General features: G+C 39.3%; 25 protein-coding genes, 1 pseudogene and 1 riboswitch. Of the genes and pseudogenes, 20 read left to right on the top strand and 6 right to left on the bottom strand.

The window, feature by feature from the left end:
- The 3 genes and pseudogenes from BCG07_RS13035 to trmB all read left to right on the top strand — a co-directional run.
- Nucleotides 1-252, top strand: a pseudogene (locus BCG07_RS13035) (ABC transporter ATP-binding protein); the annotation flags it as partial.
- Nucleotides 253-1020, top strand: coding sequence for an ABC transporter permease (locus BCG07_RS13040; RefSeq protein ID WP_006791561.1), 768 nt, complete (start codon nt 253-255; stop codon nt 1018-1020).
- Nucleotides 1020-1688 carry a tRNA (guanine(46)-N(7))-methyltransferase TrmB gene (gene trmB, locus BCG07_RS13045; protein WP_006791560.1) on the top strand — a complete coding sequence of 223 codons (669 nt, stop codon included), beginning with the start codon at nt 1020-1022 and terminating at the stop codon, nt 1686-1688. Before BCG07_RS13040 ends, trmB begins: the two co-directional genes overlap by 1 nt.
- A 59-nt stretch (nt 1689-1747) precedes the next feature.
- Here the strand turns inward: trmB and BCG07_RS13050 are convergent, their stop codons facing one another.
- The gene (locus BCG07_RS13050) at nt 1748-3631 is read right to left on the bottom strand and encodes an EAL domain-containing protein (RefSeq protein ID WP_286890487.1); all 1884 of its coding nucleotides are present in this window, start codon (nt 3629-3631) and stop codon (nt 1748-1750) included.
- 276 nt (nt 3632-3907) lie between these two features.
- On the opposite strand from BCG07_RS13050, the gene panP reads away from it, so the two are divergent.
- Complete coding sequence (panP, locus tag BCG07_RS13055) at nt 3908-5536, top strand: pyridoxal-dependent aspartate 1-decarboxylase PanP (protein WP_286890488.1); 1629 nt, start codon at nt 3908-3910, stop codon at nt 5534-5536.
- A 53-nt stretch (nt 5537-5589) separates the two neighbouring features.
- Here the strand turns inward: panP and argE are convergent, their stop codons facing one another.
- A complete protein-coding gene (argE, locus tag BCG07_RS13060) occupies nt 5590-6735 on the bottom strand; it encodes an acetylornithine deacetylase (RefSeq protein WP_286890490.1) in 1146 nt (381 codons plus the stop codon).
- Between the two features lie 221 nt (nt 6736-6956).
- Here argE and argC point away from each other — a divergent pair, with 221 nt between their 5' ends.
- The 12 genes from argC (at nt 6957) to BCG07_RS13120 (ending at nt 16955) form a co-directional block, all read left to right on the top strand.
- Nucleotides 6957-7967, top strand: a complete 1011-nt coding sequence (argC, locus tag BCG07_RS13065) for an N-acetyl-gamma-glutamyl-phosphate reductase (protein ID WP_276756006.1) — start codon at nt 6957-6959, stop codon at nt 7965-7967.
- On the top strand, nt 7967-8734 hold the full coding sequence (gene argB, locus BCG07_RS13070; RefSeq protein WP_286890494.1) for an acetylglutamate kinase: 768 nt from the start codon (nt 7967-7969) through the stop codon (nt 8732-8734). The genes argC and argB overlap by 1 nt, the downstream gene beginning before the upstream one ends.
- A gap of 7 nt (nt 8735-8741) precedes the next feature.
- Nucleotides 8742-9674: an ornithine carbamoyltransferase gene (locus BCG07_RS13075; protein ID WP_286890496.1), complete on the top strand. Its 933-nt coding sequence runs from the start codon at nt 8742-8744 to the stop codon at nt 9672-9674.
- Nucleotides 9671-10873 carry an argininosuccinate synthase gene (locus tag BCG07_RS13080; protein WP_286890498.1) on the top strand — a complete coding sequence of 401 codons (1203 nt, stop codon included), beginning with the start codon at nt 9671-9673 and terminating at the stop codon, nt 10871-10873. The genes BCG07_RS13075 and BCG07_RS13080 overlap by 4 nt, the downstream gene beginning before the upstream one ends.
- A gap of 48 nt (nt 10874-10921) precedes the next feature.
- Nucleotides 10922-12787 carry an argininosuccinate lyase gene (gene argH / locus BCG07_RS13085; protein ID WP_286890500.1) on the top strand — a complete coding sequence of 622 codons (1866 nt, stop codon included), beginning with the start codon at nt 10922-10924 and terminating at the stop codon, nt 12785-12787.
- A 260-nt stretch (nt 12788-13047) separates the two neighbouring features.
- Entirely contained in the window at nt 13048-13248 is a 201-nt protein-coding gene (locus BCG07_RS13090) for a hypothetical protein (protein ID WP_286890501.1), read from the top strand.
- 18 nt (nt 13249-13266) lie between these two features.
- Nucleotides 13267-13800: a hypothetical protein gene (locus BCG07_RS13095; RefSeq protein WP_286890503.1), complete on the top strand. Its 534-nt coding sequence runs from the start codon at nt 13267-13269 to the stop codon at nt 13798-13800.
- Between the two features lie 518 nt (nt 13801-14318).
- Nucleotides 14319-14849, top strand: coding sequence for a hypothetical protein (locus BCG07_RS13100; protein ID WP_286890505.1), 531 nt, complete (start codon nt 14319-14321; stop codon nt 14847-14849).
- On the top strand, nt 14849-15379 hold the full coding sequence (locus tag BCG07_RS13105; RefSeq protein WP_286890507.1) for a hypothetical protein: 531 nt from the start codon (nt 14849-14851) through the stop codon (nt 15377-15379). The genes BCG07_RS13100 and BCG07_RS13105 overlap by 1 nt, the downstream gene beginning before the upstream one ends.
- The gene (locus BCG07_RS13110) at nt 15379-15909 is read left to right on the top strand and encodes a hypothetical protein (protein ID WP_243531434.1); all 531 of its coding nucleotides are present in this window, start codon (nt 15379-15381) and stop codon (nt 15907-15909) included. The genes BCG07_RS13105 and BCG07_RS13110 overlap by 1 nt, the downstream gene beginning before the upstream one ends.
- 24 nt (nt 15910-15933) lie before the next feature.
- A complete protein-coding gene (locus tag BCG07_RS13115) occupies nt 15934-16440 on the top strand; it encodes a hypothetical protein (protein ID WP_033025404.1) in 507 nt (168 codons plus the stop codon).
- Nucleotides 16440-16955, top strand: a complete 516-nt coding sequence (locus BCG07_RS13120) for a hypothetical protein (RefSeq protein ID WP_243531432.1) — start codon at nt 16440-16442, stop codon at nt 16953-16955. The genes BCG07_RS13115 and BCG07_RS13120 overlap by 1 nt, the downstream gene beginning before the upstream one ends.
- Nucleotides 16956-17014: 59 nt before the next feature.
- On the opposite strand, the gene coaD is transcribed toward BCG07_RS13120, so the two are convergent.
- Nucleotides 17015-17506: a pantetheine-phosphate adenylyltransferase gene (coaD, locus tag BCG07_RS13125; RefSeq protein WP_006791542.1), complete on the bottom strand. Its 492-nt coding sequence runs from the start codon at nt 17504-17506 to the stop codon at nt 17015-17017.
- Nucleotides 17507-17694: 188 nt separating this feature from the next.
- Here coaD and BCG07_RS13130 point away from each other — a divergent pair, with 188 nt between their 5' ends.
- Both BCG07_RS13130 and thiI read left to right on the top strand, forming a co-directional pair.
- Nucleotides 17695-18348, top strand: coding sequence for a TetR/AcrR family transcriptional regulator (locus BCG07_RS13130; RefSeq protein ID WP_006791540.1), 654 nt, complete (start codon nt 17695-17697; stop codon nt 18346-18348).
- Nucleotides 18349-18446: 98 nt separating this feature from the next.
- Nucleotides 18447-19904 (top strand): tRNA uracil 4-sulfurtransferase ThiI, encoded by a 1458-nt coding sequence (gene thiI, locus BCG07_RS13135; RefSeq protein WP_008129371.1) that lies wholly within the window; start codon nt 18447-18449, stop codon nt 19902-19904.
- A gap of 38 nt (nt 19905-19942) precedes the next feature.
- Here thiI and BCG07_RS13140 read toward each other — a convergent pair whose 3' ends face one another.
- Both BCG07_RS13140 and BCG07_RS13145 read right to left on the bottom strand, forming a co-directional pair.
- Complete coding sequence (locus BCG07_RS13140; RefSeq protein ID WP_010556968.1) at nt 19943-20845, bottom strand: ketopantoate reductase family protein; 903 nt, start codon at nt 20843-20845, stop codon at nt 19943-19945.
- Entirely contained in the window at nt 20838-21188 is a 351-nt protein-coding gene (locus tag BCG07_RS13145) for a VanZ family protein (protein ID WP_006791537.1), read from the bottom strand. Before BCG07_RS13145 ends, BCG07_RS13140 begins: the two co-directional genes overlap by 8 nt.
- Before the next feature lie 152 nt (nt 21189-21340).
- Here BCG07_RS13145 and BCG07_RS13150 point away from each other — a divergent pair, with 152 nt between their 5' ends.
- Together BCG07_RS13150 and BCG07_RS13155 are read left to right on the top strand one after the other, a co-directional pair.
- Nucleotides 21341-21823 (top strand): YajQ family cyclic di-GMP-binding protein, encoded by a 483-nt coding sequence (locus BCG07_RS13150; protein ID WP_006791536.1) that lies wholly within the window; start codon nt 21341-21343, stop codon nt 21821-21823.
- A gap of 176 nt (nt 21824-21999) precedes the next feature.
- Nucleotides 22000-22163: riboswitch (cobalamin riboswitch) on the top strand.
- A gap of 33 nt (nt 22164-22196) precedes the next feature.
- Nucleotides 22197-24023, top strand: coding sequence for a TonB-dependent receptor domain-containing protein (locus BCG07_RS13155; protein ID WP_243531428.1), 1827 nt, complete (start codon nt 22197-22199; stop codon nt 24021-24023).
- 45 nt (nt 24024-24068) lie between these two features.
- On the opposite strand, the gene BCG07_RS13160 is transcribed toward BCG07_RS13155, so the two are convergent.
- Nucleotides 24069-24367 (bottom strand): peptide-methionine (S)-S-oxide reductase (locus BCG07_RS13160; RefSeq protein ID WP_286890514.1); only part of this gene is annotated, 299 nt, incomplete at its 5' end.

The raw sequence follows: 24367 nt of genomic DNA on the forward strand, positions 1-24367 counted from the left end.
CTTGCAAAGCTTGATAAAGAAACGTTTGTACTTGATTTAAAAATGCCAGCTAAGCCAGTCACGTTGCAAGGTTATAAATTTACCATGACGGACGATCACACCATTGAGGTTGAAGTAGCTAAATCACAGGGCTTAAATGCAGTGTTTAGTGCGCTTACAGAGCAAGGCAATACTGTATTAAGTATGCGTAATAAGGCCAATCGATTAGAAGAGCTATTTGTAGGATTACTAGAGCAAGGGCGGGGCGAATAAATGTTTAAATATGGCGTAGCGCTAAAAAGTATATGGATTAAAGAGTGTATTCGTTTTCTACGTATTTGGGTGCAAACTCTAGTACCACCTGCCATAACAATGAGTTTGTATTTTGTTATTTTTGGTAACCTCATAGGCTCGCGCATCGGTGAAATGGGTGGGTTTAGTTATATGGAGTTTATTGTACCGGGCTTAATAATGATGTCGGTTATTACAAACTCATACTCTAATGTGGCTTCTAGTTTTTACTCAACTAAATTTCAAAAAAGTATAGAAGAGCTGCTTGTTGCGCCAGTGCCTAATTACATAATTGTACTTGGTTATATGGGCGGTGGTATGACGCGTGGTATGATGGTGGGCTTTATTGTTACCTGTGTATCGCTGTTGTTTGTTGATATTCAAATACACAATATATTTGTAATTATGGCAACGGTAATTTTAACCTCGGCGGTGTTTGCGCTAGGTGGTTTAATTAACGCTATTTATGCTAATAGCTTTGATGACATTAGTATTATTCCTACATTTATACTTACTCCGCTAACGTACTTGGGTGGCGTATTTTATTCAATTACTTTGCTACCTGAGTTTTGGCAAAATGTATCGCAAATCAACCCCATCATCTATATGGTTAACGCATTTAGGTACGGGTTTTTAGGTGTATCGGATGTTGATTTAACCGTCGCATTAGGTGTTATTTTAGTGTTTATTACCGTGCTATTTACTGTTGCGCTTACATTAATCAAAAAAGGTGTGGGGCTAAGACACTAATGAGTGATGCAAATTCTCGAAGTATTGTATCTAATCAGGCCGGTATTCACGAAAAGCTTGATGAAATAGTAAATAAGCATTTAAGCGCCGAGTTTAAAAAGCCCATTGCAGCACACACGCAAGCGGCATTTGATGAGGTTAATGAAAAGGTTAAGGCATTTAATGGCCCTCTTATTTTAGACTCTTGCTGTGGTGTAGGTGAAAGTACTGCTAACTTAGCTAAGCTTCATCCTGATGCTCTTGTGGTCGGGATTGATAAGTCGTCGCATAGGCTTGATAAACACGACGTTCAATATAAGCAAAGCGACAGTGGTCAGTATATTTTGGTACAGGCTGATTTAAATGATTTTTGGCGCTTAGCAGTTGCAGCAAATTGGCAGCCTAGCCACCACTATTTGTTGTATCCAAATCCATGGCCTAAATCTAAACATATTCAACGCAGATGGCACGGTGCAGCTATATTTCCTTATATTGTTAAGTTAGGTGGCTTATTAGAAGTACGCAGTAACTGGGACATATATGTTAAAGAATTTGCAAGGGCGCTTGAACTAACCAGCCATATTTGCGAAGTACAGCCTTATCACAGCGACGATGCAATCACCCCGTTTGAGCGAAAGTATTGGGCCAGTGGTCAGCAAAGTCACCGGCTTATTATTGATTTAACCTAAGTTATTTTTAAGCGTTTTTCTATCGACTCAAAATAGCTTTATCACTAATGTTTGGTTAATTAACAGACTAAGTCAGCATTTTCTGGTGTAGCAAATTGCGGCGCAGGTTGGGCAAAATAGTTACCCTGCATGAGCGTCACATTTGCTTTTTGAAGCGCATTTACAATGGCTGCATTTTCGACAGATTCAGCTATAAGCAGTAAATCTAATTGGTTAGCAAATGCCGCTATATGCTCAATAAATAAGTAAATGTCGTTATCGTGTATTATCTGTTTTATCAATCCGCCATCTAACTTAATACCGTCAACTTCAAGTTTTAGAACATTTGAAATATTTGAATAACCGCTACCAAAGTCATCAATTATTACCTTAACGCCTTTACTTTTAACCATAGAAATAAATGCTTTAACTTCAGAATAATTTGCAATCGCTTGGGTTTCTATTAACTCTAAAGTGATATTGCTTGGGTGCGGATAGCGTTTTAGCTCGTTAGTGATGAACTCATTTAAGCTTGGGTCTAACATGTCTTGCGCTGTTATATTTAAGCTCCAACAAATGTTCGTTTTTCTAAAGCGGCTAATGCACTGTGAAAATATAGTGCGGGTTAATAACCCGTCCATTCTGGAGCGAGTAACTACATTTAAAAACGCATCGGGTTTTAAAATCTCTCCGCTTGCGGTAACCATTCGCGCCAAACATTCGTACTGCACTATCTGATTTGTTTTGGTATCTATTATTGGCTGAAAGTAAGGCACAATGCGGTTGTTATCAAATGCATCATGCACTTCTTTGGCCATTTCTACATTATATTGATATTGAGTTTTAACATCGTGAAGTGCTTTAGAATAATTAATAACTGTGTGTCTACCTTGCTTTGCTTGTAGTGCAGCAATATGAGCATTTTCAAGTAATAGTGATTTATTACCCGTCGCAATACCAGCACACAATGTAATGTATATAAATGGATCAGTTAATAAAGGCGTATTGGCATTATAGGTTTCGATTAAATCGCTCAGCTCTTCATAAGGTGTTTCTTTAGGTGATAGCAGCACCAATTTATTGGTGGCTAAGCGGTATAAATGACAGTTGGCAGAGCAGCGGCTCTTAAAATGCATAAGCAAGTTTTTCATTACTTTATCGCCGATTTCGGTGCCGTAAAAGCTATTTATATCTTCAATTTCATTAACCCAGACAACAGCTAACTGCATATGATGACTGTTACTTTTTTTAAGTAAGTACTCCAACGCAATGTGGTTTTCAAACCCAGTACTGGAGTCGGTTGCTAATGAGCGCTTAAGTAAGTAAACATAAATAGCGGCAACGAGTACAGCTATAAAAAAGAAGAAGCTTGCCATAGCTGCTGCTTTGGAGACGCTTTCGCTTAGCTTTTGGTTAAGATCAAGAATCGTTATATCAGCGCCAGTAAGGTAAGTTTTACCAGTTTTATCGTCAACAAAAGGGATAAATATAGTTTTAAAGTGTCCCCATTGATCGGCCGACACTTCAAATACCGGCTCAGTGGAGTAAAAAGCGCTTATGTTGAGATCAGTTGCTTCTGGGTATATATCTAAATATTGCGTTATTTTGCCATTGTTCATATCGTCTTGCGTATAGCTTGATGCAGTAAAGTATACGCGGTTGTTTTTTAATATCATTGCATATACATATGCCACATCAAGCGCTTGTGCAAACTCAGAAAGTTGCCTGCTTTTGACTTCATAGTCAAAAAAATTAATTTGACCGTTTTGGTTCATGGTATTTAGGTAGTCATCACCGAGTATATGCTTAACACTGGCTGCGGCATTAAGAAGGCGCGCATCAACAGATTCCATAATTTCAGCGCGGGTTGTGTGGTAGGTGTAGTAAATATAGACCACTAAGCTGACTAAAAATAAAGCAAAACCAGCCACTAACCAGCTCACTTTTACTCTTCCCTTAAGCATTGCTTGTCCCTTTTTTGTTGTTTTAATGATTATACTTAAAATACAAAATTGCCCAATAAATAATTAGTATTTATTAGATTAAATAAAATTTTAATTAAATTAACACTTTTTTGTCATGCGTGGTGTTGCTTTTAAGGCTTTTAACGAGACATTTTACTTATATTGCAGTACAGTTAGCGCAATTATTTAGAAACACTATTGCTTAACTTACCGCCATATTTGGGCGTTTTTACTAGTTAAACAGGTGTTTTAGCAACACACACACTAGGTATTAAGATGGATCAAAAGCGTTGTGCCGTCGCCTCTAAAGAAAGCCTCAAGCGTATATTTACTGTACCTGAAGCGCCTGACTCAACTTTAAGCAAAATTGAGCTTGAAATATCGAGTAATTTAGCAGGTTTTTTAAACGAAAATATAGCGGCAATCGAAAAACCATTACATGAAATTGAAAAAGACTTTCAAGCTGCGGTGATCCCAGAAAACCCAACGTTTGTATCTGCTTATGCTCAAGACATAATGGAGCAACTTGTTGCTCATTCTGTGCATACGGCTGCACCAAGTTTTATTGGTCATATGACATCAGCTTTACCGCATTTTTTACTGCCACTTTCAAAGTTGATGGTGGGACTAAATCAAAATCTAGTAAAAATTGAGACATCTAAGGCATTTACCCCCCTTGAGCGTCAGGTGTTAGGTATGATGCATCATTTAGCCTATGGCCAAAACGATGCGTTTTACTCTAAATGGATGCACAGCGCTAAAACTTCATTAGGTGCATTTTGCTCTGGCGGTACGGTTGCAAACATTACTGCGCTTTGGATTGCTCGAAATCGTTTGTTAAAAGCCGATGGTGAATTTACCGGTATTGCATCGCAAGGAATTGTGGCAGGTATGCTGCATTATGGGTACAAAGGCTTGGCGGTATTAATTTCAGAACGTGGTCATTATTCATTAGGTAAATCGGTTGATTTATTAGGGATAGGGCGCGACAACTTGGTTGGTATTAAAACAACTGATGACAACAAGGTCGATGTAAATGCCATGCGAGACAAAGCCCGCGAGCTTGAGTCTAAAGGCATTAAAGTAATGGCAATTATTGGTGTTGCAGGCACAACCGAAACCGGCAATATTGATCCCCTCAACGAAATGGCTGATTTAGCGCAAGAGATTAACTGTCATTTTCATGTTGATGCGGCTTGGGGTGGGGCAACGTTATTATCTAACACTTATCGTCCTCTGCTCAATGGTATTGAGCGAGCAGACTCAATAACAATTGATGCCCACAAACAAATGTATGTCCCGATGGGCGCAGGTTTAGTGCTGTTTAAAGATCCCGCTGCAACCGATGCAATAGAGCATCATGCTGAGTATATATTGCGTAAGGGCTCTAAAGATTTAGGTAGCCACACACTAGAGGGTAGCCGCCCTGGTATGGCTATGTTAGTGCATGCTTGCTTACGTGTTATTGGCCGTAAAGGCTATGAAATGCTAATCGATCGAAGTATAAAAAAGGCAAAGTATTTTGCTGATTTAATCAAGGCAGACGAAGATTTTGAACTTATTTCAGAGCCTGAGCTATGTTTGCTTACTTATCGCTATGTGCCTAAGCAAATAAAACAAGCGATTGCTGAGGCTGATGAAAAAACACGGATTGATATTTTTGCTTCACTAAATCGTTTTACAGCCAGTATGCAAAAACGCCAGCGTGAATCTGGACGCTCGTTTGTATCGCGTACTCGTTTGACTCCAGCTCAATACGATAATCAACCTACGGTTGTGTTTAGGGTTGTACTGGCTAACCCGCTTACCTCGGGTGTGATTTTAAAAGAGATATTAGCTGAGCAAAAAGAGCTTGCTAAAACAGACCCAGTATTTAAAAAGTATTTAAGCAAATACATGAAATAGTAAATTTAGTATTTATAAAAAAGACGCTGTTAAGCGTCTTTTTTATTGCTTAGCTAAAAGCAACAGGCTTTTATAATATTGCTAATGATGTGCTGTGAAGGCTTTATTTTTTCCATTGCTAAAAATTCGTCAGGCTGATGCGCCTGATTAATAGAACCTGGTCCCATAACTATGGTTTCACAACCCAGTTGCTGAATAAAAGGTGCTTCTGTGCAGTAATTAACAGCAATGGCTTTTTGGCCCGCTACCTTTTCAGCAAGTTGAACTAGCGCGCTGTCGGTTCTGCCAGTAAATGCGGGTATTGGGTCATGTAGGTCAATAACACTTACTGAGTTTGGGTATTGCTCGTTTATGTCTTTTGTTGCATCTAGCAGCAGTGCTTGGAGCTCTTGTACGCTCAACCCTGGCAATGGGCGCATATCAATATGCATTTCACAACACCCACATATTCTATTTGCGTTGTCACCACCATGAATATTACCCAAATTTAAAGTAGGATAAGGTATTTCAAAGTGATTTAGTGAATACTTATTCTTTAATTGCTCTTTTAAGATCAGTAATTTTGAAATCACTTTATGCATAACTTCAATGGCGTTTAGACCACGTTCGGGATCTGAGCTATGGCCAGAACGACCGACAACTCTTATTGCAGTACTCATATGCCCTTTGTGTGTAAATACTGGTGTCATATCAGTAGGTTCGCCAATTATACAGCGAGCAGGTTTTAAATTAGGATGCTTACAAATTTGCTGTGCGCCTGCCATGGTGGTTTCTTCATCTGCAGTGGCGAGTATTAAAATTGGCTGGGTTTGTTGCTTTTCATCAAGTTCACTAATTGCTTGCAGCACAAAAGCAAAAAATCCTTTCATATCAATACTGCCTAGCCCATACAGTTTGTTGTCGAGTTCTGTTAATTTAAACGGATCATGATTCCAGCGGCTGTCATCAAACGGCACTGTGTCGGTATGCCCAGCAAGCATTAAACCACCATCCCCGGCGCCACGTTTAGCTAATAAGTTATAACGCCCTTTTTTACCTTCCAGTTCTATTATTTCACAGGTAAAACCGAGCGTTTCACACCAGTGGGCAAGTAACTCGATAACGTTTTTATTACTCATGCATTCGCTGTCTTCAATTGCACTGATAGACGGGGCTGCAATTAATTGCTGGTACATAGAAATAAACGAAGGCAAAGACATAAAAAATTCCAAAATAACTATTCAATTTAATTGCATAACAATATAAAAGTATTTATGATGAATATCAATTCACTTTTTAAGCATAAATATATTAAGTAACACAATGATGATAATGCGACGATAATCAAAATTCATTAACAAAAAAGACTTACTTAGCACCTAAGCTAGTGTAAGCGAACACACAAATAAGTAGTAATAGATTTTAAGATAATGAGCAAATAATGAATGTAGCGATTATTGGCGCAAGTGGATACAGCGGCGCAGAACTAGCAAGCCTTGTGGCTAAACACCCAAATTTAAAACTGTCAGGTAGCTATGTATCTGAAGGAAGCCTAGATAAACACAAATTACTGAGTGATTTATATCCAGAGCACTTAGGTTTACTTGATACTCCTTTACTTCCTCTTACAAAGTCAGCGTTCGACGACATTAATGCGAATGCAGATTACGTATGCCTGTGTACCGACCATAAAGTAAGTGTAGATTTAGCCCCGCAATTTTTAGCGATGGGCAAAAAGGTGTTTGACCTATCGGGTGGTTATCGCCTAGCAAGCAATGATGATTACGTTACTTATTACGGCTTTGAACATAAGCACCCTGAGTTATTAAATGAATCGGCCTATGGTTTAGCTGAATGGAATAGCAACGACATTGCAAATGCAAATTTAGTGGCTGTTGCTGGCTGTTATCCTACCGCGGCGCTGAATGCGTTAAAGCCACTACAGCAAGCAGGTTTGTTAAGCGACGACAAAATTATTATTAATGCAGTGTCGGGTGTAACAGGCGCAGGGCGTAAAGCCAGTATAGGTACTCATTTTTGTGAAGTGTCGCTAGCGCCATATGGTTTATTTAATCATCGCCACGGACCAGAAATAGAGCAACACCTTGGTCATCAGGTTTTATTTACCCCTCATTTAGGGAACTTTGCTCGCGGTATTTTAGAAACCATTTACGTGCAACTAAAACCTAATGTTACAAGTGAGCAAGTGGCTAAGGCCTACAGCGTGCTTGAAAACGAGCCTTTAATCCGCTTGTTAGGTAGTAAGATCCCGTCAATTAAGGGAGTTGCAAAGCAGCCTTATGTTGATATTGGTTGGCAGCAGCAAGGCTCTCAACTCATTGTTATGGCAGCCATTGATAATTTACTAAAAGGTGCTGCAGGGCAAGCTCTGCAGTGTATTAATTTATCAATGAATTTAGACCACACCACAGGCTTAAAAGGAGCGTTTTAATGGCTAAAAAAACGTGGGTTATTAAGCTTGGCGGCGCTGTACTTAACACTGAAAAAGCAGCTCATGCGTTATTTGATGTGTTGTCTAATCAGCCAAGTCATAACTTTGTAATTGTGCATGGTGGCGGGGCATTAGTCGATACATGGTTAAAAGAAGCCGGTTTTGTTAGCGCTAAGCATCAAGGTTTACGTATTAGCCCGGCAGAGCAAATGCCCCATATAGTTGGTGCACTTGCAGGCTGTGCAAACAAGCAGCTAATGGCTCAAGCTATTGCTGCTGGCCACAAACCTGTGGGTTTAAGCCTTTACGAAGCAGGCGTAACCGCATCGCAAAAGCTCAAAGCATTGTGCCTAGTAGGAAAATGCGAAAGCAACAACGACTCTATTATTAACGATTTACTAAACGTCGGGCGCTTACCAATTGTTAGCTCTATAGGTTTTGACGAGCAAGGGCTTTGGTACAACGTTAATGCAGACGAGGCAGCGGCAGCTATCGCCAATAATTTAAATGCAGAACTTATTTTTATGACTGATGTAGAGGCCGTGCTTGACGCTAATAAGCAGCCATTACATCAATTAGATACAAAACACATTGAGACTTTAATTGCAGAGGGAGTAATTGTGGGCGGGATGGAGGTCAAAGTTAAGACCAGTCTTCACGCTGCCCTACACTTACGACGCGGTGTGTATATTTCCAGCTGGCAAAAGTCAGAAAATTTAACTGCTTTGCTGCAAGGCGAGCATGTCGGAACGAAGATTACACCATAGGGTTACCATGTTAGAGAATTTTTTAACCGGTCTAGAGTTAGACCAACAAGGCGCACTTAATTTATTAAACCTCGCGCGTGATTTAAAAGCAAATCCCGAGAAATACAGTCAAGTACTAGCGGGCAAATCAGTTGTTACACTATTTGAAAAGCAAAGCTTACGTACACGTTTATCGTTTGATATTGGCATTAATCGTTTAGGTGGTCATGCGGTTTATTTAGATCAGCAAAATGGCGCAATGGGCGCACGTGAATCTGTAAAAGATTTTGCACTAAATATTTCAACGTGGGCTGACGGTATTGTAGCGCGTGTAAACCAGCACAGCACGTTAACCACATTAGGTGAGTACTCTTCTGTTCCTGTGGTTAATAGCTTGTGTGACTTGTATCACCCGTGCCAAGCATTGGCAGACTTTTTAACGCTTCAAGAAGTACATGGCGATGTGAGCGAGCTTAAAGTAGCTTACCTAGGCGAGGGCAATAATGTAACTCATTCACTTATGTTACTTGCTGCAACACTGGGTACTGATTTTGTGGCAGTAACGCCAAAAGGCAGCTCGCCTGATTCGCAAATTCTTAAAAAGGCCGAGCAAATAGCAGCTATGAATGGCGCATCAGTAATGGTGAGTGACCGTGTAGAAGCGGCGGTTGGCGCAAACGTTGTTTACGCCGATACATGGGTGTCTATGGGCGATGATACGCCTCTTGAGCAAGTTAAAGAAAAATATATGCCTTATCAGTTAAACCAAGCATTGCTAGATCAAACAGGGGCGACTACGGTATTACATTGCCAACCGGCACACCGTGAGTTTGAAATTACCTCTGAGGTAATGGATGGCCCAGCATCAAAAATTATTCAACAAGCAGAAAATCGCATGCATGCGCAAAATGCTCTGCTAGTTACATTACTAAATCCAAATTTTGTTAAGGAACACCTATGAGTTCAATTAAAAAAGTCGTTTTAGCCTATTCAGGTGGTCTAGATACATCGGCTATCGTGCCATGGTTAAAAGAAAATTACGGCTGTGAAGTAATCGCGTTTGTTGCCGATGTAGGCCAAGGCGCAGAAGAGCTTGAAGGCGTTGAAGAAAAAGCCATCGCATCAGGTGCATCAGAGTGTTACGTAGTTGACTTAAAAGATGAAATGGTAAGTGACTACATTTACCCAACGCTTAAAACGGGCTCTATTTATGAAGGTACTTACTTACTAGGTACCTCAATGGCGCGTCCAATCATTGCTAAAGCGCAAGTTGAAATTGCACGTAAAGTAGGTGCCGATGCGCTGTCGCATGGTTGTACGGGTAAAGGTAACGACCAAGTACGTTTTGAATCGTGCTTTGCAGCGCTTGCACCCGATTTAAAAGTTATTGCACCATGGCGAGAGTGGGACTTATCAAGCCGTGAATCACTACTCGATTACTTAGCCGAGCGTGATATTCCATGTTCTGCTTCAGCAACAAAAATTTACAGCCGTGATGCTAACGCATGGCACATTTCGCACGAAGGCGGCGAGCTTGAAGATCCATGGTGTGAGCCTAGCGACCAAGTTTGGACTTGGACTAACTCTCCTGAGCAAGCACCCGATAAAGCCGAGCTAGTAACATTAAAAGTAGTTGAAGGTGAAGTGGTTGCCGTCAATGGCGAAGAGCTTAAACCTTATGATTGTTTAGTTAAATTAAACGACATTGCATCACCGCATGGTGTTGGCCGTGTTGATATAGTAGAAAACCGTTTAGTCGGCATGAAATCTCGTGGTTGTTACGAAACCCCAGGTGGTACGGTGATCATGGCGGCCCTTCAAGCAATAGACGAGCTAGTACTTGATAAATCAAGCCGTAAGTGGAAAGAAGTATTAGGCGGCGAATTTTCGCATCTAGTGTACGACGGACGTTGGTTTACGCCGCTTAAAGACTCTATTTTAGCGGGCGCCGAGGCGTTATCTACATTAGCAACGGGTGAAGTGGTACTTAAGCTTTATAAAGGCCAAGTGACTGCGGTTCAGAAAAAATCACCTAACAGCCTATACAGCGAAGACTTTGCGACCTTTGGCGAAGATGATGTGTATGACCAATCACATGCTGAAGGCTTTATTCGTTTATTCTCGCTTTCAAGCAGAATTTCGGCGTTGTCTAAAAAGTAAATTTTACGCCCCTTGTAAAAGGGGCATTTCAGGGTTTGGAGATATTTCATGGCATTATGGGGCGGACGTTTTTCTACGGGTCCAGACGAGGCGTTTAAGCAATTTAACGACTCTCTTCCATTTGACTACCAACTAGCAGAGCAAGATATTATTGGCTCTGTTGCATGGGCTGGCGCACTTGAACAAGTTAACGTGTTATCAAACGATGAGCACAAAGAATTAGTATCGGCATTATACGAGCTACTCGAAGAGGTAAAAGCAGACCCAATGGCTGTAGCTACATCCGGTGCTGAAGATATTCATTCGCATGTTGAAGCGGCTCTAATTGAGAAAGTGGGTGACCTAGCTAAAAAGTTACACACAGGTCGCAGTCGAAATGACCAAGTAGCCACCGACTTTAGATTATGGTGCCGTGATACTGCCGATCATATTTTAAAAGCCATTGCGCAATTAAAAGCTGAATTTGTTGCGTTGGCCGAACGCGAACTAGGTACTATTTTACCTGGTTATACCCATTTGCAACGTGCACAACCCGTACTATTTAGCCACTGGTGCATGGCTTATGTTGAAATGCTAGAACGCGACGAAAGCCGTTTGCAAGACGCTAAAGCCCGTATGAACTATTGCCCGCTAGGCAGCGGCGCATTGGCAGGCACTGCTTACCCAATTGACCGCCAAACACTTGCACAAGGCTTAGGCTTTACAGGTGCAACTAAAAACAGCCTTGATGGTGTATCTGACCGTGACTTTGTTGTTGAGCTATTAAGTTGTGCGTCTATTTCAATGATTCACTTATCGCGTATGTCTGAAGATTTAATTTTTTATAACTCAGGTGAAGCGGGTTTTATTGAGCTTGCCGACAATGTTACATCTGGCTCGTCTTTAATGCCGCAAAAAAAGAACCCAGATGCACTTGAGCTTATCCGTGGTAAAACAGGTCGTGTATTTGGTGCCTTTAGCGCCATGATGATGACCCTTAAAGCATTACCACTTGCTTACAATAAAGATATGCAAGAAGACAAAGAAGGCATTTTTGATGCGATGCCAACATGGCTTGCGTGTATTCATATGGCACAAGCGTGTATTAAAGGCGTAAAAGTAAAAGGTGAGCGTACATTGGCTGCGGCAAAAGGTGGCCATGCAAATGCAACCGAGCTGGCTGATTACTTAGTGGCTAAAGGGGTACCTTTTAGAGAGGGGCATCATATTGTAGGTGTGTTGGTGCAGCTTGCAATAAGTGAAGATAAAACCCTTGAGGAGCTCTCACTTGAACAATATAAATCAGTAAATGATGTGTTTGAAGACGATGTTTATCCGGTACTTGAAATAGACGCCTGTATTAAAGCGCGTCAAGCAGTTGGCGGCACCTCTATTGAGCAAGTCACTAGCGCAATTAAAGCAGCCAAAAAAAAACAGCAGATAACGGTTCGTGATGCCAACCTAGACGACGTTGAATCAATTGCAAAACTTATTCAACACTGGGCAACGGTCGGCGAAAACTTGCCGCGTGCTAAAAGCGACATGGTGCATTCGATTAATGAATTTGCTGTAACCGAAATAGACGGCAAAGTGTCGGGCTGTGCATCGCTGTATATATACGATACTGGCCTTGCAGAAATACGCTCTTTGGGTATTGACCCGCAAAGTGCGGTAACTGGGCAAGGGCGGCAATTAGTTGACCATTTACTAATAAAAGCCAAAAAATTGGCACTTAATCGTGTAATTGTACTTACTCGCGTGCCAGACTTTTTTGAAAAACAAGATTTTGTTTTTTGCAGTAAAGACAGCCTGCCAGAAAAAGTAATGAAAGATTGTGAATTGTGCCTTCGTAGAGAAAACTGCGACGAAGTAGCAATGGAATACATTTTAAAGCCAAGTAACAAAGCGGCGATCCCGTGTAAATTCGTGGCTTAAACTCCCTGGATACAAAAAACGTACGGTTACCCCTGTGCGTTTTTTTATGTCTGAGTTTGTCTGGTCGGATGTGTTTTGGGTGTTTAAACTTTCGTGATTTACCTAAAAAAATAAAATTTAAATAAAAGTTGGTATATAGTTTGCTAATAGTTACGTAGTTATAAAATAGCAACTACCACCATGAGTTGTGCATATACCTACACAATGGTGTGATTTAGTTTTACGCCAATTAAATTTAAACTTTTATAAGGATCAATTACATGCAAATTTCAGCTAATAGCCAAGTGCAAATGCAAGCATACAACAAAACACAACAATTACAGCCTGCGGCTGAACAAACTGCTAGCACTAAAACCCTACAATCTGATACAGTAAGTTTTTCGCAAGAAGCAATGAGCGCATCGAGCGAAGACATCCAACGTTACGGGGTTCTTCTTCCTGGTCACATAAAGCCAAAGTAATTTAATATAAGGTTGTAAATGTTTTTAACTGAGTTTTTTGGTTTCTTCTCACTATCTGCCTTTGCCATGTGGGGCTTTTTGATGGCGTTTTTTTTCAATTTATTTGTTTATTCGCTGGATTTAAAAAGAAACACAACTTTGCTACTGAGCTCGTTTATTATGATGGTCTCTTATACCTTATCGGATTACTTTACTACATGGCTTTCTATAAAAAATATTACCTACTTAGATTGGGCTTTGTATGACTTTTCAACCATATTTGCTTTATCTATCTGCTTTTTTGTAATAAAAAAAACTACCTCATCTTTTTTGTACTTATTAGTTGGTTTGAACGTTAATTCTGCATTCTTTATTTTTATGCATGTAGACCTCCATATTCTTGAAAATCGCGATCCATGGTTACTTTGGGATGCTTATGTTTACACTGTTAACTTAGTTGATTTAACTATGATTGTTGCATTAATAGTTGATAGAGATATTTTAGGTCTGCATAAACTTAAAAATACAATATGCAAATTACTAAATCCAAAGGCTAATTTAAAAGTACCCTAGTTTAAAATTCATTTTTATTTTTACGATGAAAAAATAAAAAATCATAAATTAAAGTACGGTAGCTTTAATCCAAGTGACTATGGTACGACTACCAGCCATTATAAAGTATTAAGCCACATGTCACTTAGCTTTAGACTGTAAAATAAAAGCATACTCCTAAAACTTGGTAAACAACTAAATCATGAAACGCTTTAAAACTAGTTCCAACTATCTTTCTATATTAGCGTATTTGTAAAATAGGTTTTTTGTATGTCCTTTTTATCCCCCTTAGCTTCAAGCATATACAAACCCATCAAATTAAATATGTATTTACCTGTCAGAATGACCTGCTCTTATTACATTAGCGATTGTTATGTTAGATGATCTGATGTTAAGTCCTGATGTAAGTTTTTATATTGGGGCATTGGTGCAGTGGGGGGGGGGTTAATGGCCTTAGTACTCATTATTAACAAAGATATTTTAGGTTTGGTTAAATTGAAAAATGTTGTGTTGAATCGTAAAACACCGGTGGCTAGGTAATGGGTAGTTTTTTGGAGGACTTTTTTTGGAGCCTCGCTGAAATTAGCGAGCTCTTGGGCATACTTATTACATGGTTATTTGTTTTTACATTTTTATATAACCTGTCTGCGGCCATCAATAAACCTGACAATAGCCGCACTCAGCTGTCATTCATTATGATGGTTTCTTATACGTTGAGTTTGTACATAAACATATACACACCATTACGGTACCTACAATTATTTGCCTTTGATGTAGTCACTATTGCCGTTATTTTTATTTGGCGGCTGTGCTTAGGTAAAGTCATCCCTGTAGGCTTTTATTATTTAATAGCAGGGCTGTGTATTAATGCAGCGCTTTTTATGGCCATGCATATTGATCGAACAGTAAGCTCAAATTATGAATTTTGGTGGTTGTGGATGCTTTATGGCTTTTCAACACTTATCGTTGATTTCATAATGGCAGTAGTACTTATTGCTAATAAAGATATTTTAGGGTTGGTTAAATTAAAAAATGTTATGTTGAATCGTAAAACACCGGTGGCTGGGTAATGGGTAGTTTTTTGGAGGACTTTTTTTGGAGTCTCGCTGCAATTAGCAATCTCTTAGGTATACCTATCACATGTTTATTTGTTTTTGCATTTTTATATAATCTGTCTACGGCCATTAATAAAAGTGACAATAGCCGTACTCAACTGTCATTCATTATGATGGTTTCTTATACGTTGAGTTTGTTCATTGACATGTCTACTCTATTACTGTTCCTAAAATTATTTGCCTTTGATGTGGTCACTATTGCCGTTATTTTTATTTGGCGGCTGTGCTTAGGTAAAGTGATCCCTATTGGTTTTTATTATTTAATAGTAGGGCTCTGTATTAACGCATCGCTTTTTATGGCCATGCATATCGATACTATAGTAAATCCAACACATGAATTTTGGTGGTTGTGGATGCTTTATAGCTTCTCAGCACCTATTGTTGATTTCATAATGGCTCTAGTACTTATTACAAATAAAGATATTTTAGGATTGGTTAAATTAAAAAACATTATGTTGAATCGTAAAACATCGGCAGCTATTTAATGGGGAGTAATTTGGAAAGTATATTCCTAAGCATTGCTGAGATTGGTGCGCCTCTTGGTATTTTTATTACGTGGCTATTTGTTTTTACTTTTTTATATAATTTATCCGCGGCTATTAATAAACCTGATAATAGCCGAACTCAACTGTCATTCATTATGATGGTTTCTTATTCGTTGAGTTTGTACATATATGCGTATACGCCATCGGTGTTTTTACAATTATTTGCCTTTGATGTCGCTACCATTATCGTTATTTTTATTTGGCGGAAGTGCATGGGTAAAGTTATTCCTATTAGCTTCTATTATTTAATTTTAGGGTTGTGTATTAACGCATCGCTTTTTATGTCTATGCATATTGATACAATAATACAGCTCTATGGTGGATATTGGTGGTTATGGGGGGTATACGGATTGGTAGTGCCATTTGTTGATTTCATAATGGCTCTAGTACTTATTACAAATAAAGATATTTTAGGGTTGGTTAAGTTAAAAAATACTGTACTAAATCATAAAACAAAGCCGGTGAAATAAGGAAAGTGTAGTTTGGTAGACTTTATGTGGAGTCTCGCTGCAATAAGCGAGCTCATAGGTATAATTATTACGTGGTTATTTGTTTTTACTTTTTTATATAACCTTTCTGCAGCGATTAATAAACCTGATAATAGCCGAACTCAACTGTCATTAATTATGATGGTCTCTTATACGTTGAGTTTATACATAGACGCTTATACTCCAGCGCCTTATCTTCAATTATTTGCCTTTGATGTCGCAACCATTGCCGTTATTTTTATTTGGCGGCTGTGCTTAGGTAAATTCATCCCTGTTAGCTTTTATTATTTAATAGTAGGGCTGTGTATTAATGCATCGCTTTTTATGGCCATGCATATTGATAGTATTATAAACCCAAATTGCGGGTATTGGTGGTTGTGGATGGTTTACGGTATCTCAACACTTATTGTTGACTTCATAATGGCAGTAGTACTTATTGCTAATAAAGATATTTTAGGGTTGGTTAAATTAAAAAACAGTGTACTCAATCGTAAAAAACAGGTTTCTGTTTAATGGGTAGTTTTTTGGAAGATTACTTTTGGATGATGGTTTCAATAGCTGAACCTTTTGGTATTTTTATAACGTGGCTATTTGTTTTCACCTTTTTATATAACTTGTCTGCGGCTATTAATAAAACCGATAATAGCCGAACTCAACTCTCATTCATTATGATGGTTTCGTACACTTTGTGTTTATACATAGATATGTATACACCACTTAGGCATTTACAGTTATTTATTTTTGATGCGGTTACGATTGCGACTATTATTATTTGGCGTTACAGCCTAGGAAAAGTGATCCCTGTCAGCTTTTACTACTTGGTAGGGGGGTTGTCTATTAACGCCACGCTTTTTCTGGCAATGCATGTTGATTTTATAGTAAACCCATATTGCGGTTATTGGTGGTTATGGGGAGTTTACGGGTTAGTGATGCCGCTTGTTGATATAACAATGGCTGTCGTACTTGTTACTAATAAAGATTTGTTAAAACTGGTGTGGTTAACTAAAAAACTAACCACACGTGCTTAATGTATTATTAGAGGCTTAATACCTCTATGTTTTTTGCTTTGGTAAAGCACTCACTAGGCTTAATTAGTATTGCAGCCTACTTTTTCTTTGAGTGCTTTTACAATAATAGGGTCTACAAATTCGCTTACATCGCCATGATGACGCGCCACTTCTTTAACTAAAGTAGATGAAATAAAAGAATTTTTTTCAGCAGGTGTTAAAAATACACTTTCAAGATCTGGGTTTAGGCGGCGATTCATGTTTGCTAATTGAAATTCATAATCAAAGTCAGACACCGCTCTTATACCGCGAATAAGTACGTGTGCATTGTGATCGCGTGCTAAATCGGCCAGTAATCCAGAAAAACCAATGACCTTTACGTTATCTAAGTGGCTTAATATTGTGTTTGCTAGCGCCACACGTTCTTCAAGGTTAAAACATGGCTGCTTACTTGGGTTATTAGCAACAGCAACCAAAACAGTGTCAAACATTTTGGCAGCACGCTGTATTAGGTCTGTATGCCCATTAGTAAGTGGATCAAAAGTGCCGGGGTAAATTGCAGTAACGTTCATAAGGTTCACAAATTATAATTTTGTAGCAGTTTAACAGTGTTTACAGAACAAATCAGCCCAGTTGCTAGTGCTGCCATTAGCGGTAATTATAAGCCTTGTTTAGGGCGTGTTTTAATTGTTAATTTTGTTTATACTGCCTATCCAAATTTGAGTGTAATGTAGCCAATAGACTATTTGAGTATTAGCATATGAATACCAAGGAAAAAATAATACACACCAGTATTTCGTTGTTTAATGAAAATGGTGAGCGTGCAATCACAACGAACCATATTGCATCGAGTTTAGGGATGAGTCCGGGTAATCTTTATTATCACTTTAAAAATAAAGAAGACATTATTCGCCATATTTTTGCGCTTTACCGTGATCACTTAAGTACACATTTTAAACCTATTGATAAAGACGACGATGCATTTAGTCATTTAACTGCTTATCTCGACTCGCTATTTGAACTTATGTGGCGTTTTCACTTTTTTTACGACAACCTTGGCGATATCCTCTCTAGAGATACCGACTTAAAACAAGCGTATATTGATTTTCAGCTTGAGTTATTAGAGCAAGTTCGTAACGTTATTTTGGGATTGCGCGATAAAGGCATGATCGCCATTGACGAACAAGACGTGACCGAATTAGCCCACACACTTAAACTCACTGTTAGCTTTTGGACACCTTACATAAAAGCACGAAGACCCAGTGGTTCGCTTGCTGAGCAAGACATTTATTATGGTATTTTAAAAGTATTGGCTTTATTTAGGGCCTACAGCACAGAAAAAAGCAGTGTACAGATGAACCAACTTCGCGAAAAGTACACGGCACTTGCACAGCAAGCACCGGCAGTAGCATAACGCTTCATTTATTGGCTGTTTCCTAGACGTTAAAATTTTTGCTATAATCGCGCGCCAAATGCCTGGGAGCGCGAATTCCCGCAGTCTAAGAGTGAACTATGCTTAAATTTATCGTCAAACTACACCCCGAAATAGCTATCAAAAGCCGCTCGGTACGTAAACGCTTTACTAAAGTGTTAGAAAATAACATTAAAATTGTATTGCGTCGTATTGACGAAAAAGTACAAGTAAGAAACAACTGGGATAACATTTCAGTTGTCACCAAATTAACTGACGCACAAACTCGGTTAGACTTTATTGATGGTTTGCAACGCATTCCAGGTATAGTGCAATTTATTGAAGTGACCGAAGTCGAATTTAGTACGTTGGACGAAATTTATCAAAAAACCTTTGAGTTAATTGGCCACACAATTGCGGGTAAAACATTTTGTGTACGTGCAAAACGTATAGGCCAACACGACTTTACTTCAACTGATTTAGAGCGTTACGTTGGTGGTGGTTTAAACCAACACGTTGAAGGTGCCCGCGTAAAACTTAGCCGCCCAGAGGTGACTATTCGTCTAGAAGTAAAAGATGACAAAGCCTACATTGTAACGCAAACACATTTGGGTATGGCGGGCTTCCCTTTGCCAACTCAAGAAGATGTGCTGTCGTTAATGTCGGGTGGGTTTGACTCAGGCGTAGCTAGCTACCAAATGATACGAAAAGGCGCGCGTACGCACTTTTTGTTCTTTAATTTAGGTGGCGCTGCCCACGAAATTGGCGTTAAACAAGCGAGTTACTTTTTATGGAAAAAATACAGCTCTACTCATAAAGTAAAATTTATTACGGTCGACTTTGAACCTGTTGTTGCCGAAATTTTAGAAAACGTTGAGAACAGCCAAATGGGCGTTGTACTCAAGCGTATGATGATGCGTGCCGGTAGCGCAGTGGCCGAAAAGCTAAATATTCAAGCGCTTGTAACGGGTGAAAGTATTGGGCAGGTGTCCAGCCAAACGTTGGCTAATTTAAGTGTAATTGACCGCGTAACCGAAACCCTTATTTTACGCCCGCTAATTCAGCATGATAAGCAAGAGATTATAAACATTGCGCGCCAAATCGGTACCGCTGAAATGGCCGAAACTATGCCAGAATACTGTGGTGTTATATCTAAAAAGCCAACGGTAAAAGCAAAAATAGACGTGATTAAAGGCGAAGAAGAAAAGTTCGACTTTGATGTACTTGATACCGTTATTGATAACGCGCGCGTTATGGATGTTCGTGATATCGACGTAGAAGCTAAGCAAGAGCTTAAAGAGGCAGAATCGGTTGCCGATTTACCGCCAGGTTCAGTTGTTGTTGATATTCGCTCTCCAGAAGAAGAAGACGCGGCGCCGCTTGAGATTGAAGGTATTGAAGTAATCCACCTACCGTTTTTCCGCTTAGCTACAAAGTTTGGCGACCTACCAAAAGATAAAGACTACTACCTATATTGTGATAGAGGTGTAATGAGCCAGTTGCAAGCGCTTATTTTACACGAGCAAGGCTTTACAACTGTAAAAGTGTATCGTCCTTAAAGGGTAAGTAAATACGTTAATAGTTTATAAAGCGTGGTTTAAACCACGCTTTTTTTTGCCTGAATTTTAGCAAGTAACTCATTATTAATTGGGGTTTTGATGTTGTAACGTTTGCCTTGATCGCTAATATACCCACAAATAGCCATTATTTCTGTTGGCCTGTTATTAGCAATATCTTGCTGCATTGAAGAATAATTTTCAGCGGTAAGCGCCATTACTGTGTAAGCGTTATCTAACGCATCAGCTAAAGCAATATTCAACCCTTTTGCGTTAGCAACCCTGCAGCCCTCATAGAGTAAACTCATTATCGTTGCGCTAAATACAGGGGCACGCAATTGGCCGTTTTTTATATTGTGAAGTGCAGTTAGCGGGTTAATAGCCACATTAACCAACAGCTTTTCAAAGCGAAGTTGCTCAATGTTATTGACCACTTTTAAATTGGGAACTGCTTGAAGTAGTGGTGATATAAATTGTGAGTTTTTAGCTGCAAGTTTATTACAGCCACCAATCACGCTTTGCCCTTCACCGGTATGTTGCACAATGTACTGGGTAGACTTAAATCCGGCCATGCTGGTGGTTAAAAAGTATAGTGCTTGCTGAGTGTTTAGCTGAGGAATAAGCTCTTCAATATTTCCCATTCCATTATGAGAAACGACTAATATTGAATTTGCAGCAAGATAAGGTTTTACTTGTGAAAACGCATCTTGGACCTGAAAAGCTTTAACTGTAAAAATAACAACATCATAACTAGGTTGTTGCGCCAGATCGCTTAAATTAATAAAGCGTGCATTAATGTTATGTGACGGAGCGTTTTTACGGCTATAAAAACGCGTATTGCAGGTTGGTTTGCGTGTTAAAACATGAACATTATTTTTGTGACTTAAAAAGTGGCTTAGTAACAAGCCAATAGCGCCATCGCCTACAATTAAAATATTAGTCATAGGGATTCTTTTTTCGAGGTGTAAAAATAACTCTTAGTAAAAAGTAACTAGCAGCACCAGCAAAATCAGCTATAAAATCGCCAATAGAGGCCTGCCTGTAGGGGAGTGCGTCTTGCATTATTTCAATTGATGCGCCGTAACCGGCCAATAACAAAATTTGTGCGTACAAAGGAAGCTTAAACGCTTTATCCATAATAATAGCAAGCACAAAAAAAATCCCAAAATGAGCTACTTTATCAATGTGTGGAAATAGGTTAGCTGCGCCTTTTATTTCTTTGGCAAATAAAAAAGTAAACGCTACGATGCTGAGCAAAAAAACAGCTTGGTAAACACGCCTTGTCACGTAAAATCCTAGAGTCGCTTAAAAAAGAAGCTTAAGTATATCAAACTAAATTAGTATCGCACCTGAACAAGATGCAGAAAAATGTAAAGATTTATAATTTTAGCGTTATAATTGCGCCATAAAATTAAGATTGAATAGTTAGGAGAAAACCAATGCCTTCATTTGATATTGTATCTGAAGTAGAAATGAACGAAGCACAAAATGCGGTAGATAATGCAAACCGTGAACTTGAGACTCGCTTTGACTTTAGAGGTGTTGATGCATCTATTGAGCTAAACGACAAAACAATTAAGCTAAAAGCTGAAGCTGATTCACAGGTTATGCAATTGTTTGATATTTTAGCGGGTAAAGTTTCTAAGCGTGGTATGGATGTAGCGAGCTTAGAGTTACAAGATATTAGCCGTGCAGGTAAAAATGTTTTTCGTAATGTTGCGCTAAAGCAAGGTATTGAAAAAGATGTGGCTAAAAAAGTAGTAAAAGCCATTAAAGATTCTAAAGTAAAAGTGCAAGCGGCTATTCAAGGCGAGGAAGTACGCGTAACGGGTAAAAAGCGTGATGACTTACAAGCTGCTATGCAAGTGGTGCGTACTGCCGATTTAGGTCAGCCTTTTCAGTTTAAAAACTTCCGCGATTAATTATAAAAGCCTTTTGGGCGCTTTATAAATAAAAAGCCAAATAGCCGCGCAGGTTATTTGGCTTTTTTTATGAACGCGGCATAGTTTTTGTTTTTAATTGATTTTCTTTTTAGCTGTATAGACGTCCGTTGACATTTTTTATTAAACTCCTCACAATAGCGGCCTATTTTCAAGGTGCTTATTAATCTTTTCAATGGTTTGATTTTTTTAATAAGATAATCGGGAAGTTGGTGCGTTTTCATGATGACTACAATCCCAACACTGCCCCCGCAACGGTAAAGTAGTACATAAAGCTATGTATTTACTGAGTCCGGAGACCGGCCTTGATGTAATCTTACTTAGTTCTTTGCGGTGGGCAAAGAAGGGGAACTTCATGTTAAAAAAAACAACTCTTGGCGTTGCAATTACTGCTGCGCTGTCACTATCTGTATCTGCTGCAGAGCAATCAATCGAAACCATTACGGTAACCGCTAATAAGTTTGAACAATCAATTACTAATGTATTAGCGAGTGTAAATGTTATAACTCGTAATGACATTGAAACCAGTAATGTTCGCGACTTACCAACGCTATTAACGTCTCAAGTTGGCTTTCAGGTAAACCCTAATGGCGGCTTTGGTCAAAATGCCGGTGTTTCACTGCGCGGTACGGGATCGGGTGATACGCTAATTTTAATAGACGGTGTGCGCACCGGTTCGGCAACGCTTGGTCAAAAAGCATTAAGCAATGTGCCATTAAATAGTATTGAGCGCATTGAAATAATAAAAGGTTCACGTGCTGCAGTGTATGGCTCTGATGCGCTAGCGGGTGTTATTAATATTATAACGCGCGAGTCAGATAACCTTTCGGTCAGTGCTACGTTTGGATCTGACGCGTACCAAGACTACCAGATTGCTGGTTCTGTAAAAGCAGGCGATGTAACAACGGCCTTTAATGCAGGATTTGAAAAGACGGACAACTTTGATGTACTTCAAGGGGCAGCACCCGATGAAGACGGTTTTGAAAACAAAAACCTTGGCTTTAAAGTAAACTATACCGATGCGCACTACGGCGACTTTAAGTTACTAGGGCAATACAGTGAAGGCTTTGCTGATTACGACAGCCGTTTTAGTCCTGCCGATAGTACGATTGAGCGAGGTGATTTTAAAAATTACCAGCTTTCGGCTGGTTGGAATAAAGACTATAACAATCAAACACACAGCCTTGATATAGCATTTGTAACGGATGACTCAGACAACCGTTATGTTGATTTTTCTCAAGGGCCAACAACAAGTACGTTTGTTACTAAGCGCTCACAAATTGACTACAACGGCCAATACCGCTTAAACGACACGTTAAACATTAGTGGTGGTATTAATTGGTACAATGATGACGTATCACAAAGCTCAACCACGTTTGAAGTGCAAGAGCGCGATGTATTAGCTGTATTTGTTGGCGCATATTACGATGCGGATGAGTTGCTTGCCAATTTAACTGTTCGTCAAGATGACGATGAGCAATTTGGTAATGAAACAACGTACACAGCGGCAGCTGGCTATCACTTATCTGAAGACGCAACTTTCAGAATAAGCCAAAGCACGGGCTTTAAAGCGCCAACATTTAATGATTTGTACTTTCCTCTTTACGGCAATGCCAATCTTCAACCTGAAACGTCAGTGAATCGTGAGCTTGGCTTAAACGTCGACTTTGATACTGTGCGTGTCGATGTCGCTATTTTTAGAAATGAAATTGAGGATAAAATTGATTATGACGCTAATTTTACACTCACCAATATTAATGAGGCCCAATATGAAGGTGTTGAATTTAGTTTAGCCAATCAAATTTTGGGTTTTGATAGTAATGTGAATTTTGCTTACCTAAGTGCCGAAGATAAAGAAACAGGCGAAGCGCTTAGAAACGTTGCCAAACGAACCTTTAATTGGGAGCTTGCAAAACAGTTTGGTGCATTTGATACAAGCATAGCAATGCAATATCGCGGTGAGCGAGCAGGGGCGGTTTCGCAATTGGGTTCGTATACGCTTTGGAATTTAGCAGGCAATTACCAAGTAAATGATGAAATTACGGTGTCGCTTCGTATAGAAAACGTATTCGATAAGGAATACAACGCAGTTGATTCTAACGCTGATTTTACAACAGGGCAGGTGTATTACTACAACACGCCAGAGCGCCGCTTTTTTGCTGGCATAGATTACCAGTTTTAAATAATCTAAATAAAAAGCCCGGTTTTACCGGGCTTTTTTGTGTTTTTACTCAGCTAAAAACTCTTTAAATACGGTTTCAAACTTATGTAATTTTGGTGCGATTAACATACTGCAATAACCCTGTTGTGGGTTTTCGTTGTAGTAATCTTGATGATAGTGCTCAGCAGGGTAGTAAGTTGTCACCGGGCTGACTTCGGTAACAATAGGCTCACTAACATGGGTTTGTAGCTGTTCAATCATAGTGTTAGTAAGCGCAAGTTGTTCGTCATTATGGTAATAAACAACACTTCGGTATTGTGTGCCAATATCGTTACCTTGGCGATTTAATTGCGTAGCATCGTGCA

Source organism: Pseudoalteromonas sp. ESRF-bin5, assembly GCF_002632075.1.
Taxonomy (GTDB): domain Bacteria; phylum Pseudomonadota; class Gammaproteobacteria; order Enterobacterales; family Alteromonadaceae; genus Pseudoalteromonas; species Pseudoalteromonas marina.

Bases quoted from the DNA above. Each gene is read 5' to 3' on its own strand.
- BCG07_RS13040 (WP_006791561.1), top strand. From the start codon at position 253: ATGTTTAAATATGGCGTAGCGCTAAAAAGTATATGGATTAAAGAGTGT.
- trmB (WP_006791560.1), top strand. From the start codon at position 1,020: ATGAGTGATGCAAATTCTCGAAGTATTGTATCTAATCAGGCCGGTATT.
- BCG07_RS13050 (WP_286890487.1), bottom strand. From the start codon at position 3,631: ATGCTTAAGGGAAGAGTAAAAGTGAGCTGGTTAGTGGCTGGTTTTGCT.
- panP (WP_286890488.1), top strand. From the start codon at position 3,908: ATGGATCAAAAGCGTTGTGCCGTCGCCTCTAAAGAAAGCCTCAAGCGT.
- argE (WP_286890490.1), bottom strand. From the start codon at position 6,735: ATGTCTTTGCCTTCGTTTATTTCTATGTACCAGCAATTAATTGCAGCC.
- argC (WP_276756006.1), top strand. From the start codon at position 6,957: ATGAATGTAGCGATTATTGGCGCAAGTGGATACAGCGGCGCAGAACTA.
- argB (WP_286890494.1), top strand. From the start codon at position 7,967: ATGGCTAAAAAAACGTGGGTTATTAAGCTTGGCGGCGCTGTACTTAAC.
- BCG07_RS13075 (WP_286890496.1), top strand. From the start codon at position 8,742: ATGTTAGAGAATTTTTTAACCGGTCTAGAGTTAGACCAACAAGGCGCA.
- BCG07_RS13080 (WP_286890498.1), top strand. From the start codon at position 9,671: ATGAGTTCAATTAAAAAAGTCGTTTTAGCCTATTCAGGTGGTCTAGAT.
- argH (WP_286890500.1), top strand. From the start codon at position 10,922: ATGGCATTATGGGGCGGACGTTTTTCTACGGGTCCAGACGAGGCGTTT.
- BCG07_RS13090 (WP_286890501.1), top strand. From the start codon at position 13,048: ATGCAAATTTCAGCTAATAGCCAAGTGCAAATGCAAGCATACAACAAA.
- BCG07_RS13095 (WP_286890503.1), top strand. From the start codon at position 13,267: ATGTTTTTAACTGAGTTTTTTGGTTTCTTCTCACTATCTGCCTTTGCC.
- BCG07_RS13100 (WP_286890505.1), top strand. From the start codon at position 14,319: ATGGGTAGTTTTTTGGAGGACTTTTTTTGGAGCCTCGCTGAAATTAGC.
- BCG07_RS13105 (WP_286890507.1), top strand. From the start codon at position 14,849: ATGGGTAGTTTTTTGGAGGACTTTTTTTGGAGTCTCGCTGCAATTAGC.
- BCG07_RS13110 (WP_243531434.1), top strand. From the start codon at position 15,379: ATGGGGAGTAATTTGGAAAGTATATTCCTAAGCATTGCTGAGATTGGT.
- BCG07_RS13115 (WP_033025404.1), top strand. From the start codon at position 15,934: ATGTGGAGTCTCGCTGCAATAAGCGAGCTCATAGGTATAATTATTACG.
- BCG07_RS13120 (WP_243531432.1), top strand. From the start codon at position 16,440: ATGGGTAGTTTTTTGGAAGATTACTTTTGGATGATGGTTTCAATAGCT.
- coaD (WP_006791542.1), bottom strand. From the start codon at position 17,506: ATGAACGTTACTGCAATTTACCCCGGCACTTTTGATCCACTTACTAAT.
- BCG07_RS13130 (WP_006791540.1), top strand. From the start codon at position 17,695: ATGAATACCAAGGAAAAAATAATACACACCAGTATTTCGTTGTTTAAT.
- thiI (WP_008129371.1), top strand. From the start codon at position 18,447: ATGCTTAAATTTATCGTCAAACTACACCCCGAAATAGCTATCAAAAGC.
- BCG07_RS13140 (WP_010556968.1), bottom strand. From the start codon at position 20,845: ATGACTAATATTTTAATTGTAGGCGATGGCGCTATTGGCTTGTTACTA.
- BCG07_RS13150 (WP_006791536.1), top strand. From the start codon at position 21,341: ATGCCTTCATTTGATATTGTATCTGAAGTAGAAATGAACGAAGCACAA.
- BCG07_RS13155 (WP_243531428.1), top strand. From the start codon at position 22,197: ATGTTAAAAAAAACAACTCTTGGCGTTGCAATTACTGCTGCGCTGTCA.